We start from the raw sequence: 12,500 nt of genomic DNA on the forward strand, positions 1-12,500 counted from the left end.
TCGCCGGCATTGCAAATCTTCATGAAGACCTACACATGCGGCAATTCGCGGCGGGTAGGGTCGATGCCCAGTGCAATAGCTCGGTGCAATAGTTTTTTCCGAGCTTTTTCGAGGAATCCAAATTGAAAATCCGCCATTGGCTACTGATCGGCCTTCTCTGCTCCGCCAACGCCTGGGCCGGTGGGCTTGAAAGCCTGGAGACCTTCGTGAAGACGGTCAAATCGGGCCGCGCCGAATTCACCCAGACCGTGACCGCGCCATCGCGCGAAGGACAGCCGGGCCGCGTCAAGACATCGACCGGCACCTTCGAATTCCAGCGCCCCGGCAAATTCAAGTTCGATTACCGCAAGCCCTTCGCCCAGAGCATCGTGGCCGACGGCAAGACGCTCTGGCTCTATGACGCCGACCTGAACCAGGTCACGCAGCGCGCCCAGGCGCAGGCCCTCGGCTCCACGCCCGCGGCACTGATCGCAGCAGCGCCCGACCTGCGCGCGCTGCAGGCCGACTTCACGCTCGAAGCCGCGCCCGAGCGCGACGGCCTCGAGTGGGTCAAGGCCACGCCCAAGAACAAGGACGGGCAGCTGCAAAGCGTGCTGGTCGGCTTCCAGGGCGACGCCCTCGCGGCACTCGAAATCCTCGACAGCTTCGGACAGCGCTCGGTGCTCAAGTTCAGCAAGGTCGAAGTGAATCCTTCGCTCGCGGCCAGCGTGTTCGATTTCAAGGCGCCTGCCGGCGCCGACGTCGTCAAGCAGTAGCCCCTATAGGTTTGGCCACCAGCGCGCACCAACCCCTCGCCGAACGTCTTCGCCCCAAGACGCTCGGCGAAGTGATCGGCCAGCAGCACCTGCTCGGCCCGGGCATGTCGTTGCGCATCGCCTTCGAGTCGGGACAGCCGCATTCCTGCATCCTCTGGGGACCACCCGGCACCGGCAAGACCACCATCGCGCGCCTGATGGCCGATGCCTTCGATGCGCAGTTCCTGAGCATCAGCGCGGTCCTGGGCGGCGTGAAGGACATCCGCGAGGCCGTCGAACGCGCCACGGCCGCCCGCGACGGCCTGGAGCAGCGGCGCACCATCGTCTTCGTCGATGAGGTGCATCGCTTCAACAAGAGCCAGCAGGATGCCTTCCTGCCGCACGTGGAGTCGGGGCTCTTCACCTTCATCGGCGCGACCACCGAGAACCCGTCGTTCGAGGTCAACTCGGCCCTCTTGTCGCGGGCGGCGGTGTATGTGCTGCAGCCGCTCACCGAGGCCGATCTCAAGCAGATCGTGACCAAGGCGCAGGCGATCCAGGCGGTTCCGGCCATCGACGAGCCGGCCATCGACCGCCTCGTCGCCTATGCCGACGGCGATGCGCGCCGCCTGCTCAACACGCTCGAAACGCTCGCCGTCGCAGCCCGCGCCGAGAAGCTGGAGAAGATCGGCGACGAATGGCTGCTGCGCGTGCTCGGCGAGCGCATGCGGCGCTACGACAAGGGCGGCGAACAGTTCTACGACACCATCAGCGCGCTGCACAAGTCGGTGCGCGGGAGCGACCCCGATGCGGCGCTCTACTGGTTCGTGCGCATGCTCGACGGCGGCGCCGACCCGCGCTACATGGCGCGTCGCCTCGTGCGCATGGCCAGTGAAGACATCGGCCTGGCCGACCCCCGCGCGCTGCGCCTGGCGCTCGATGCGGCCGAGGTCTACGAGCGGCTGGGCACGCCCGAGGGCGAGCTCGCGCTGGCCGAATGCGTCGTCTACCTGGCGATCGCGCCCAAGTCGAACGCGGTCTACAAGGCCTACAACGCCGTGCGCGCCCTCATCAAGAAGGACAGCACGCGCCCGGTACCCATGCACCTGCGCAATGCGCCCACCAAGCTCATGAAGGAGCTCGACTACGGCAAGGGCTACCGCTATGCGCACGACGAGGAGGGCGGTTTCGCTGCCGGCGAAAACTACCTTCCCGAGGGCCTGGAAGGCCAGGTCTTCTACGAGCCGGTGGCGCGCGGCCTGGAGATCCGCATCGGCGAAAAGCTGCGCGAACTGCGCCGCCTGAACACTGAACGCGACGACTGATACCCTCTTGCGGCCCGCGCGCGCGCCGCGCATGAACTTACGCCCATACAGCATGGCGTGAGCGGGTAAACCCCGGTCGCTGCGCACCAAATCAGCGCTGGTGCGTGCTTACAATCCCGCCCACAAATCCACCTGCGACACATGCTGGCTGGTTTTTTGCTTGTCCAGCCAAGGGCGCCAAACCGGTGCCACGGTGGGTGAATGGCACCCCGCAACGGTGCAACACATTAGGGAATCGCGTTATGGAAATATTGCTGCAGCAGATCATCAACGGTCTGGTTCTCGGCAGCATGTATGCCTTGATAGCCTTGGGCTACACCATGGTGTACGGCATCATCAACCTCATCAATTTCGCGCACGGAGAAGTGCTGATGGTGGGGGCTCTCACAAGCTGGACCATCATCGGCCTCATGAAGGAATCGATGCCCGGCACCCCCGGCTGGCTGATCCTTCTCATCGCATTGATCATTGCCTGCATCGTCGCGGCCACGCTCAATTTCGTGATCGAGAAGGTGGCCTACCGGCCGCTGCGCAACAGCCCCAAGCTCGCGCCGCTCATCACGGCCATCGGCATGTCGATCCTGCTGCAGACGCTGGCCATGATCATCTGGAAGCCGACCAACAAGGCCTACCCGAACCTCTTGCCCACCGACCCCATCCACGTGGGCGGCGCCGTGATCTCGCCCACGCAGGTGATGATCCTGAGCGTCACCGCGTTCTCGCTCGTGATCCTGATGTGGCTGGTCAACTACACCAAGCTCGGCCGCGCGATGCGCGCCACCGCGGAGAACCCGCGCGTCGCCGCGCTCATGGGCATCCGCCCCGACATGGTCATCTCGGCCACCTTCATCATCGGCGCCGTGCTCGCGGCCATCGCCGGTGTGATGTACGCGTCGAACTACGGCATCGCGCAGCACGCCATGGGCTTCCTGCCCGGCCTGAAGGCCTTCACCGCAGCTGTCTTCGGCGGCATCGGCAACCTGGCCGGCGCGGTGGTCGGCGGCATCCTGCTGGGCCTCATCGAGGCCATCGGCTCGGGCTACATCGGCACCCTCACGGGTGGCGTGCTGGGCAGCAACTACAGCGACATCTTCGCGTTCATCGTGCTGATCGTCATGCTCACCCTGCGTCCGTCGGGCCTGCTCGGCGAACGCGTGGCGGACCGTGCGTAAGGAGCCAGACATGAAGAACAGCAAAAACCTCGCTCTCTACGTCATCGGCGCCATCGCGGTGCTCGCACTGCCGCTGCTGCTGCAGATGCAGGGCAACGCCTGGGTGCGCATCGCCGACATCGCCTTGCTCTACGTGCTGCTGGCCCTGGGCCTGAACATCGTGGTCGGCTACGCGGGCCTCCTGGACCTGGGCTACGTGGCCTTCTTCGCGGTGGGGGCGTACCTCTTCGCGCTCATGGGCTCGTCGCACCTGACCGAGACCTTTCCGTGGATCGCGCGGATGTTCCCGAACGGCATGCACACCTCGCTGCTGATCGTGATACCGCTGGCCCTGCTGGTGGCGGGTTGCCTGGGCGTGGTGCTCGGTGCGCCGACGCTGAAGCTGCGCGGCGACTACCTCGCCATCGTGACCCTGGGCTTCGGCGAAATCATCCGCGTGTTCCTGAACAACCTGGACCAGCCGGTGAACATCACCAACGGTCCCAAAGGCATCACTGCCATCGACTCCATCAAGTTCTGGGGCCTGGACCTCGGCAAGGCCTGGAAGTTCGACGGCTTCACGATCTCCTCGGTGTCGCTGTACTACTACCTGTTCCTGGCGCTCGTGATCGCCACCATCATCATTTCGCACCGCCTGCAGGTCTCGCGCATCGGCCGCGCCTGGATGGCCATCCGCGAAGACGAGATCGCCGCCAAGGCGATGGGCATCAACACCCGCAACATGAAGCTCCTGGCCTTCGGCATGGGCGCGAGCTTCGGCGGCGTCTCGGGTGCGATGTTCGCGGCCTTCCAGGGCTTCGTGTCGCCCGAGTCCTTCAGCCTGATGGAGTCGGTGATGATCGTGGCCATGGTGGTGCTGGGCGGCATCGGGCACCTGCCCGGCGTGATCCTCGGCGCCGTGCTGCTGGCGGCATTGCCCGAAGTGCTGCGCTACGTGGCCGGCCCGCTGCAGTCGCTGACGGACGGGCGCCTGGATGCGTCCATCCTGCGCCAGCTCTTCATTGCGCTCGCGATGATCATCATCATGCTGGTGCGTCCGCGCGGCCTCTGGCCTTCGCCTGAGCACGGCAAGACGCTGACCCGCAAGGGCGGCGTGCCCGTCGACCCGGCCCATGCAGCGGTAGCCCCCGGCTCGCTGCAAACGCATGCACCGGGCATCGATTCGCCCGCCGACGAATTGCCCGGCGGTGCCGAGCGTCCCATGTCGATCAATCCGTGAGCGCAGGAGAAAAAGACATGACGACAACCACAGACACCATCCTCGACGTTCGCGGCATCTCCAAGCGCTTCGGCGGGCTGCAGGCCCTCTCCGACGTGGGCATCACCATCAAGCGCGGCCAGGTCTATGGCCTGATCGGCCCGAACGGCGCCGGCAAGACCACCTTCTTCAACGTGATCACGGGCCTGTACACGCCCGACAGTGGCACTTTCGAGCTGGCCGGCAAGCCCTACCAGCCGACGGCGGTGCACGAAGTGGCCAAGGCCGGCATTGCGCGCACCTTCCAGAACATCCGTCTCTTCGCCGAAATGACGGCGCTGGAGAACGTGATGGTCGGGCGCCACATCCGCACCCATTCGGGCGTCATCGGCGCCATCCTTCGCACCGGCAGCTTCAAGGCCGAGGAAAAAGCCATTGCCGACCGCGCGCACGAGCTGCTCGACTACGTGGGCATCGGCAAGTTCGCCGACTACAAGGCACGCACGCTGAGCTACGGCGACCAGCGCCGCCTGGAAATTGCCCGGGCCCTGGCCACCGACCCGCAGCTCATCGCCCTGGACGAGCCGGCCGCCGGCATGAACTCGACCGAGAAGATCCTGCTGCGCGAACTGATCGACCGCATCCGCAAGGACGACCGCACCATCCTGATCATCGAACACGACGTCAAGCTCATCATGGGCCTGTGCGACCGCGTCACCGTGCTGGACTACGGCAAGCAGATTGCCGAAGGCACGCCGGCCGACGTGCAGAAGAACGAAAAGGTGATCGAGGCTTACCTCGGCACCGGAGGACATTGAGATGACGACAGCAACGATGACGAGCGAAGCAGAAACCCGCGCCACCGCCGTGCAAGCCAAGGCGGCCGGCAAGACGCTGCTCAAGGTGAGCGGACTGAAGGTCGGCTACGGCGGCATCCAGGCCGTCAAGGGCGTGGACTTCGAGGTGCGCGAGGGCGAGCTGGTCTCGCTGATCGGCTCCAACGGCGCCGGCAAGACCACCACCATGAAGGCCATCACCGGCACGCTGCCTTCGGGCGCGGGCAGCATCGAGTTCCTGGGCCGCAGCATCAAGGGCCGCGGCGCCTGGGACCTGGTGGGCGAGGGCCTGGTGATGGTGCCCGAGGGCCGCGGTGTGTTCACGCGCATGACGATCACCGAGAACCTGCAGATCGGCGCCTACATCCGCACCGACAAGGCCGGCATCGCGAGCGACATGGAGCGCGTGTTCGTCACCTTCCCGCGCCTGCGCGAACGCAAGGACCAGTTGGCCGGCACCATGTCGGGCGGCGAGCAGCAGATGCTGGCCATGGGCCGCGCGCTGATGGCGCGCCCCAAGGTGCTGCTGCTCGATGAACCCACCATGGGCCTGTCGCCGATCATGTGCGACAAGATCTTCGAGGTGGTGCAGACCGTGGCCTCGCAGGGCGTCACGATCCTGCTGGTGGAGCAGAACGCCAACCGCGCGCTGCAGCTGGCCGATCGCGGCTACGTGATGGAGTCGGGCCTCATCACGATGGACGGCGATGCCAAGGAACTGCTGCGCGACCCGCGCGTGCGCGCCGCGTACCTCGGCGAATAAATGACGGCCCCCCGGCTTTTCACTCCGCTTCGCTGCGTGTAATTCGCCACCCCCCGAGGGGGAGGCGCGGCCCGCCTTGGGGCGGCCCGGCGGCGGCCGCCTTCAGTCGACCTTTGCGCCGGTCGCTTTCACGACCTTCTCGTACTTCGCGAGTTCGCTCTTCATGAAGGAGCCGAACTGTTCCGGCGAATTGCCCACCGGCTCGGCCAGCAGCGATGCGAAGCGGGTCTTCGTTTCCGGCGCATTCAGCGCGGCGACGAAGGCCTGGTTCAGCTTCACGACCACGTCGTGCGGCGTGCCGGCCGGCGCGACGAGGCCCCACCAGGTGTCGATCGAGAAGCCCTTGAGCGTGTCGGCCACCGGCGGCACCTCGGGCAGCGAGTTGCTGCGCTGCAGCGTCGTGACGGCAATCGCCTTCAGCTTGCCCGAGCGGATGTTCGGCGCCGCGGTCGCGAGGTTGTCGAAGTTGAAATCGACCTGCCCCGAGATCAGCGCCAGCTGCGCCGGGTTGCCGCCGTTGTACGGAATGTGCAGCGCGAAGATGCCCGCTTCCTTCTTGAAGAGTTCGCCCGCCAGGTGGCCGGCGCTGCCGTTGCCGCCGCTGCCGTAGTTCAGCTTGGCGGGGTTGGCCTTGGCATAGCGGATGAGGTCGGCCACCGTCTCGATGTGCAGGCGCTGGGCCGTCTCGGCGTTCATCACCAGCACGTTGGGGACGCGGACCATCTGCGTGATCGGCGCGAAATCGGTCGCGGCGTTGAACGGGATCTTGCTGTAGAGCCACGGGTTGACCGCGTTGGTGGCCGTGGCCGCGATGCCGATCGTGAGGCCGTCCGGCGGCGCCTTGGCCACGATGTCGGCGCCGATGTTGCCGCCCGCGCCAGGCTTGTTGTCGATGATGACCGGGCCGAGGGTGTCCTTGACGCGCTCGGCCAGCATGCGCGCGGTGACGTCGATGGGCCCGCCCGCGGCGTAGGGCACGACCAGGCGGATGGGGCGCTGCTGCTGGGCCGCGGCATGGCCTGCGGCGAGGGTTGCGGCGCCTGCGAGCAGGGTGAGGAGGAAATGTCTCGTTTTCATTTTTCTGTCTGCGGGTGGGAAAAGCGGAAAAGCGGAAAAGCGTCGGGGTCAGGGCAGGGCCTTGTCGGCCTCGGTGGTGAACGCGTCGGCGAAGAACTCTTCTTCGGGCAGGCCCGCCAGCGCCACGTAGTCGCGCTTGGCCGAGTCGACCACGATGGGCGCGCCACAGGCATAGACCTGGTGGCCCGACAGGTCGGCAAAGTCTTCCAGCACGGCCTGGTGGACGAAGCCGGTGCGGCCGGTCCAGTTGTCGTCGGGCGTGGCATTGGAGATCACGGGCACGTAGCGCAGGTTCGGCATCTGGGCCGACTGACCGCGCACCCACGCGTCCATGTACAGGTCCTCGGGCCGGCGTCCGCCCCAGTAGAGCGTGGCGGGCCGCTCGATGCCCTTGAACTTCATGTGCTCCAGCAGCGCCTTGATCGGCGCGAAGCCCGTGCCCGAGGCCAAGAGGATCATCGGCTTGGCGGAGTCCTCGCGCAGGAAGAAGCTGCCGAAGGGGCCTTCGATGCGAAGGATTTCCTTTTCCTTCATGACGCCGAAGACGTGGTCGGTGAACTTGCCGCCCGGCAGGTGCCGCAGGTGCAGCTCGATGCCCGTGCCCGGCTGGGCCAGCGTGTGCGGCGCATTGGCCATCGAGTAGCTGCGGCGCGCGCCGTCGCGCAGGATGAACTCCACGTACTGCCCTGCATGGAACTGCAGCGGCTCGCCGGCCGGCAGTTGCAGGCGCAGCATCATCACGTCGTGCGATTGCCGGGTGAGGGCCAGCACCCGGACCGGCATCTTGCGGATCGGGAGCGCCCCGGCCTCGGTGACCTGGCGCGATTCGAGCACCACGTCGCTCGTGGCATGGGCGCAGCAGGTCAGCACGTAGCCGGCGAGCTGCTCCTCGGCGCTCAGGGCCTTGCTCTGGTGGGGGCCGAGGGTGACCTCGCCCGAGAGCTTCCTGCACTTGCAGGAGCCGCAGGCGCCGTCCTTGCAGCCATAGGGCAGGCCGATGCCTTGGCGGATGCCGGCCGCGAGGATGGTTTCGTCGCCGTGAACCACGAAATGGCGCCCGCTGGGTTCGACGGTGATGGAAAAGCCGGCTTCGTGCGGCGGTGCAGCAGTCATCTGTATTCTTCGGCTTGTTTTTCAGCCTGGGTCTGAAACGGAAAGGGAACAGGATTTTGCCTTCAATCAATAGCCCCTCCGGCGCGCTGCCGGCGCGGTTCCGGCGCGAGCGCCTCCTGATCGTGGGTTGCGGCGACGTCGGCCAGCGGGTCGCGCGCGACCTGCGCGGCCGCGTGCAGCTGGTGGCGCTCACGTCGTCGACCGAGCGGGTCGGCGCACTGCGCGAGGCCGGGATCCGCCCGCTGGTGGGCAACCTGGACGATCCGGCCACGCTGCGCCGGCTGGCGGGCATTGCCACCCGCGTGCTGCATCTCGCACCGCCCGCGCGCGACGGCGGCGCCGCCTGGTGGCGCGACCCGCGCACCACGGCCCTGGCGCGCGCGCTGAGGCTGCGCTCGGTGCCTCTGGCCTTCGTCTACGGCTCGACCAGCGGCGTCTATGGCGATTGCGGCGGCGCCCGCGTGAGCGAAACGCGCGCCGTGCGGCCCGACACGCCGCGCTCCCATCGCCGCGTGGACGCCGAGCGCGCCGTGCGCTGGCTCGGCCGCAGCGCCGGCGTGCGCGCGAGCATCCTGCGCATTCCGGGCATCTACGCGCCGGACCGCGAGAACGGCACGCCCCGCGCGCGCCTGCAGCGCGGCACGCCGGTGCTGCGGCGCGAAGACGACGTCTACACCAGCCACATCCACGCGGACGACCTGGCGCGGGCTTGCATCGCATCGCTGTTCCGCGGCCGGCCGCAGCGCATCGTCCACGCCTCGGACGACACCGAGCTGCGCATGGGCGACTACGTCGATCTTGCGGCCGATCTCTATGGCATGCCGCGCCCGCCGCGCGTGGCGCGCGAGGAGGCCGAGCGCCAGTTGCCGCTGCAGTTGCTCAGCTTCATGGGCGAATCGCGCCGGCTCGACAACACGCGGCTCAAGCGCGAATTGCGCGTGCGGCTCGCGCATCCGACGGTGCACACCGGCCTGCGCGCCGAGGCCTGACGACGCCATGCCCAGCCTGCCCGCGGAAGCCTTTCACTTCGTCGATCGGGCCAACTGGGCTGCCGTGCAGAGGCAGGGGCTGTGCAGCGCCGACGAGCTGCTGCGCCGCGGCGCGTTCGGCGCCCAGGCCGAGGCGGCCGTGCGCGCCCATCGTCCCCAGGGCGTGACCTTGCCCGACGGCTGCTACATCCGCGACCAGCGGCCGATGCCGCCGCAGGCGCTCGCGCGTTGTCTCGACCCGGGCCTGACGCCGGCCGACTGGTATGCGCTGCTCAACAGTTGCGTGTTCTTCTGGCTCGACCCCGACCGCGTGGAACGCCACCGGGCCGCGTTGAGCAACCGCCCGCAGGTGCTGCTGACCTTCGATGCCAGGGCGCTGGCGACTGCCTGCGAGGCGGCGGCGCACGTGACGCCCTTCAACACCGGCAGCGCCCTGCGCAAGGCGGCGCAGCGCGGTTTGCGCACGCTGGTGCCGCTCGCGCAATGGCGGGCGCGGGGCTGGGCCTCGGAGGCGCTGCCGCAGCAGCCGGTGCGCGCGGCCAGCCATCGGCCGGCGGAACTGGTCTTTCGTGCCGCGCTGCCGGATGCGATGCGCTTCGTCACCGCGACCCAGGCGATCGGCTAACCCTGTCCGGCAGGGCGCGCGCACTCGGGCGCGACCTGGTCGAGCGCCAGCACGAGCCGCTCCACCAGGCGCGTGCTGTACGGTTGCCGGGGATGGATGTCGTCCACCATGTCGGCAATGTCGAAACGCGCTGCGCCCCAGTCGGCAAACAGCACGCCTTCTTCCTGGGCCACGCGCCGTGCCGCGGCGTCGTAGCCGTCCCGCAGCGGCAGGCGGTCGGCCTTCACCTGCGAGAGGCCGGTGACGATCGATGTCTTGCCGGCGGCCTGGACGTAGTCGACCATCCCGCGCAGGGCCGGCTCGTACCGGTAGCCGTTGCCGGCATCGTTGATGCCGTATTGCAGCACCACGACGCGCGCCGGCATCGGTTGCAGCACGAAGGTCGGCAGGCGCTTGTGGGCGCTGTCGCCCGGCGTGCTGTAGTCGGCAATCTTCCAGGCGGGGCGGATGCGCTTGAGCGCGGCGGCCGGCGGTTCCTCGATGCGGTTCGTCAGCGACGCGCCGAACCCGCCGTGCAGGATCGAATCGCCCCAGAGGGCGACGGTGCAGTCGGGTGCGGCAGCGGCAGCAATAGCAGGGCCGGTGCCGATTGCCAGGGCCAGCCAGAGAAGAGGGGAGAGGGAACTGCGCGAGCGGTTTCGCATGGGCGTCCAGTGTGCCTCCCGAAGATGACGAGGAAGCCCTTTTCCCTTGTCGAGAGCAAGGTATCGATGGTGCCCGGGGCCGGAATCGAACCGGCACACCTTTCGGTGGGGGATTTTGAGTCCCCTGCGTCTACCAATTTCACCACCCGGGCAGGGTTCTGAACGAAGCCCAAAATTATGGCACAGTGGCTGCCATGAATTATCCGACGATCGAAGACGCCATTGGCAAGACCCCCCTGGTCGCCCTGCAACGCATCGATGCAGCCGAAAATGCCAAGCGCGGCAACGTGATCCTCGGCAAGCTCGAAGGCAACAATCCCGCGGGATCGGTCAAGGACCGGCCGGCACTCTCGATGATCAAGCGCGCCGAGGAGCGCGGCGAAATCAAGCCCGGCGACACCCTGATCGAAGCCACCTCGGGCAACACCGGCATCGCGCTCGCGATGGCTGCGGCCATCAAGGGCTACCGCATGGTTCTGATCATGCCGGAGGACCTCTCCGTCGAGCGCGCCCAGACCATGAAGGCCTTCGGCGCCGAGCTGGTGCTCACGCCCAAGAGCGGCGGCATGGAATACGCCCGCGACCTGGCCGAGCAGATGGTGACGCAGGGCAAGGGCCGGGTGCTCGACCAGTTCGCCAACCCCGACAACCCGCGCATCCACTACGAGACCACGGGCCCCGAGATCTGGGCCGACACCAAGGGCAAGATCACGCATTTCGTGAGTGCCATGGGCACCACCGGCACCATCACCGGCGTCTCGCGTTTCCTGAAGGAAAAGAATCCCGCGGTGCGCATCATCGGCGCGCAGCCGGCCGAAGGCTCCCGCATCCCGGGCATCCGCAAGTGGCCCGTCGAGTACCTGCCCAAGATCTACGACCCGAGCCGGGTCGATGAAGAAATCAACGTGAGCCAGGACGACGCCGAGGAAATGTGCCGGCGCCTCGCGCGCGAAGAGGGCATCTTCGGCGGCATCTCCGCGGCCGGTGCGCTGTGGGCGGCGCTCGAGGTCGCCAAGAAGGTCGAGAACGCCATCATCGTGTTCGTGGTGTGCGATCGAGGCGATCGGTATCTGTCCACCGGCGTCTTCCCCGCATAACCATCAGAAAACGCTGCAGCGTCCGCCCGATGGGCGCTGCAAGCCATAACAAGAGCAAAGAGCAGCCCCATGCCCCACCCCAAGTTTTGCCAGGTCTGTGCCACGCCGCTGGAATGGATCGCGTTGATGGAAGACGGCGGCCCCAAGGAGCGCCTGCGCTGCCCGAACTGCGGCCACACGCACTGGAACAACCCGACACCCGTGCTCGCGGCCATCGTCGAGTACCGCGGCCAGGTGCTGCTGGCGCGCAACGCGGCATGGCCCGGCAAGATGTTCGCGTTGATCACCGGCTTCATGGAAGCCGGCGAGACGCCCGAGGAAGGCATCGCACGCGAGGTGAAGGAAGAAACCAACCTGGACGTGAGCGCGACAAAGCTCGTGGGCGCCTACGACTTCCAGCGCATGAACCAGATCATCATCGCCTACCACGTGGTGGCCGATGGCGAGGTGAAGCTCTCTCCCGAGCTGGTGGACTATCGCCTCTACGACCTGCCGGACCTTCGCTGCTGGCCCGCGGGCACAGGCTACGCGCTGGCCGACTGGCTGCGCACGCGGGGCCACGAACCGGTGTTCTTCACCGCGGCCGAGAACGAGGAGCGCCGCCGCGGGCTGCAGTTGCCGCCCGAGGAGCCCAAGCATGGAAGTTGATCGCGAAATCGACACGCGCGGACTGAACTGCCCGTTGCCCATCCTCAAGGCGAAGAAGTCGCTCAACGACATGGCGAGCGGGCAACTGCTCAAGGTGGTGTCGACCGATCCGGGCTCGGTGCGCGACTTCCAGGCCTTCGCGCGCCAGACCGGCAACGAGCTCATGGAGCAGCAGACGGTCGGCACCGACTTCATTCACGTGCTGAAGCGGCGCTAGCGAGCACCCAAAGGAAAGGGGCCTGTGCGGCCCCTTTTTTATTCAGTGCCTCCCGGCATCCC

At 67.1% G+C, this 12,500-nt stretch carries 14 protein-coding genes and 1 tRNA gene; 11 read left to right on the plus strand and 4 right to left on the minus strand.

Translation table 11 applies throughout. The annotated features are described in order from the left end of the window. Window positions 1–122: 122 nt before the first annotated feature. The 6 genes from lolA (at window position 123) to BM133_RS25605 (ending at window position 6,028) form a co-directional block, all read left to right on the plus strand. A complete protein-coding gene (lolA, locus tag BM133_RS25580) occupies window positions 123–755 on the plus strand; it encodes an outer membrane lipoprotein periplasmic chaperone LolA (protein WP_042580842.1) in 633 nt (210 codons plus the stop codon). An 11-nt stretch (window positions 756–766) separates the two neighbouring features. After that, a complete protein-coding gene (locus BM133_RS25585; protein ID WP_093440134.1) occupies window positions 767–2,059 on the plus strand; it encodes a replication-associated recombination protein A in 1,293 nt (430 codons plus the stop codon). Between the two features lie 242 nt (window positions 2,060–2,301). Next, on the plus strand, window positions 2,302–3,231 hold the full coding sequence (locus BM133_RS25590; RefSeq protein WP_093440137.1) for a branched-chain amino acid ABC transporter permease: 930 nt from the start codon (window positions 2,302–2,304) through the stop codon (window positions 3,229–3,231). 10 nt (window positions 3,232–3,241) lie between these two features. Continuing rightward, window positions 3,242–4,450, plus strand: a complete 1,209-nt coding sequence (locus tag BM133_RS25595; RefSeq protein WP_093440139.1) for a branched-chain amino acid ABC transporter permease — start codon at window positions 3,242–3,244, stop codon at window positions 4,448–4,450. A 17-nt stretch (window positions 4,451–4,467) separates the two neighbouring features. Further along, window positions 4,468–5,247, plus strand: coding sequence for an ABC transporter ATP-binding protein (locus tag BM133_RS25600; RefSeq protein ID WP_093440141.1), 780 nt, complete (start codon window positions 4,468–4,470; stop codon window positions 5,245–5,247). A gap of 16 nt (window positions 5,248–5,263) precedes the next feature. Continuing rightward, window positions 5,264–6,028, plus strand: a complete 765-nt coding sequence (locus BM133_RS25605) for an ABC transporter ATP-binding protein (protein WP_093440144.1) — start codon at window positions 5,264–5,266, stop codon at window positions 6,026–6,028. 102 nt (window positions 6,029–6,130) lie between these two features. Here BM133_RS25605 and BM133_RS25610 read toward each other — a convergent pair whose 3' ends face one another. Next, complete coding sequence (locus tag BM133_RS25610) at window positions 6,131–7,105, minus strand: Bug family tripartite tricarboxylate transporter substrate binding protein (RefSeq protein WP_093440147.1); 975 nt, start codon at window positions 7,103–7,105, stop codon at window positions 6,131–6,133. Between the two features lie 48 nt (window positions 7,106–7,153). Next, window positions 7,154–8,218 (minus strand): CDP-6-deoxy-delta-3,4-glucoseen reductase, encoded by a 1,065-nt coding sequence (locus BM133_RS25615; protein ID WP_093440149.1) that lies wholly within the window; start codon window positions 8,216–8,218, stop codon window positions 7,154–7,156. Between the two features lie 56 nt (window positions 8,219–8,274). On the opposite strand from BM133_RS25615, the gene BM133_RS25620 reads away from it, so the two are divergent. Both BM133_RS25620 and BM133_RS25625 read left to right on the plus strand, forming a co-directional pair. Then, window positions 8,275–9,207 carry an SDR family oxidoreductase gene (locus BM133_RS25620; protein WP_093440152.1) on the plus strand — a complete coding sequence of 311 codons (933 nt, stop codon included), beginning with the start codon at window positions 8,275–8,277 and terminating at the stop codon, window positions 9,205–9,207. 7 nt (window positions 9,208–9,214) lie between these two features. Next, window positions 9,215–9,832 (plus strand): DUF7002 family protein, encoded by a 618-nt coding sequence (locus tag BM133_RS25625; RefSeq protein WP_093440156.1) that lies wholly within the window; start codon window positions 9,215–9,217, stop codon window positions 9,830–9,832. Here BM133_RS25625 and BM133_RS25630 read toward each other — a convergent pair. Then, window positions 9,829–10,476, minus strand: a complete 648-nt coding sequence (locus BM133_RS25630; protein ID WP_093440159.1) for an SGNH/GDSL hydrolase family protein — start codon at window positions 10,474–10,476, stop codon at window positions 9,829–9,831. The genes BM133_RS25625 and BM133_RS25630 overlap by 4 nt on opposite strands. Before the next feature lie 67 nt (window positions 10,477–10,543). Beyond that, window positions 10,544–10,628, minus strand: a tRNA-Leu gene (locus BM133_RS25635). A gap of 42 nt (window positions 10,629–10,670) precedes the next feature. Between BM133_RS25635 and cysM the strand changes: the two genes are divergently transcribed. From cysM to BM133_RS25650, 3 genes are all read left to right on the plus strand, one after another. Next, window positions 10,671–11,573 (plus strand): cysteine synthase CysM, encoded by a 903-nt coding sequence (gene cysM, locus BM133_RS25640; RefSeq protein WP_093440162.1) that lies wholly within the window; start codon window positions 10,671–10,673, stop codon window positions 11,571–11,573. 69 nt (window positions 11,574–11,642) lie between these two features. Beyond that, entirely contained in the window at window positions 11,643–12,221 is a 579-nt protein-coding gene (locus BM133_RS25645; protein WP_042578411.1) for an NUDIX domain-containing protein, read from the plus strand. Beyond that, entirely contained in the window at window positions 12,211–12,438 is a 228-nt protein-coding gene (locus BM133_RS25650; RefSeq protein WP_013539858.1) for a sulfurtransferase TusA family protein, read from the plus strand. Before BM133_RS25645 ends, BM133_RS25650 begins: the two co-directional genes overlap by 11 nt. Window positions 12,439–12,500: the final 62 nt, after the last annotated feature.

It is taken from the genome of Variovorax sp. 770b2 (assembly GCF_900115685.1).
Lineage (GTDB): Bacteria > Pseudomonadota > Gammaproteobacteria > Burkholderiales > Burkholderiaceae_C > Variovorax.